The organism is Haloarcula sp. Atlit-120R, from assembly GCF_003665885.1.
Lineage (GTDB): Archaea > Halobacteriota > Halobacteria > Halobacteriales > Haloarculaceae > Haloarcula > Haloarcula taiwanensis.
Map to the genome: position 1 here is coordinate 1 of NZ_QPLN01000067.1, position 491 is coordinate 491.

Annotated in this window: 1 protein-coding gene; it reads right to left on the reverse strand. The window is 63.1% G+C overall.

Features of this window, described 5'->3' with window-relative positions:
- On the reverse strand, window positions 1-491 hold a 491-nt coding region (locus DVK01_RS21240), incomplete at both ends, for an alginate export family protein (RefSeq protein WP_158598802.1).

Below are 491 nucleotides of genomic sequence, written 5' to 3' on the forward strand. Positions count from 1 at the left end.
CGCTGCCGATCAGGTTGCCGAGTTGCAGGCCGAGATCGAAGTAGTGCGTCGCCACGAGGTCGAGACCGTTGCCGACCTCGCTGTTGTGGCCGATGGTCGGCGCGTTGACGTTGTCGGTGATGATCGGCGAGTTGCCGCGCACCTTGCGGAAGTTGTTGTAGATCAGGCTCAGGTCATCGTTCTCGCCGTTGTAGGAGATGAACGAGGTGATCACCCGCAGGTTGCCAAGTTCGGCACGCAAGGCTTCGTTGTAGAGAGAGATCAGAGACGGCGTGCCGGTGAAGTAGGACGCGTTGCCCTGCAGCCCGGACTGCTGGTATTGGCCGGACTGGCCACCGCTGGAGAACGCGTAGCCGTCACCGAACTGAACCGGCACGCGGAACGGCTGCCAGCGCAGGTGAGTGCTGGCTTCGTAGGCCGAGATGCTCTCGGTACGCGTGCGGCTGGCGAACTGGCTGCTGATGCGGCTGATCCGGCGATCGGTACCGGTG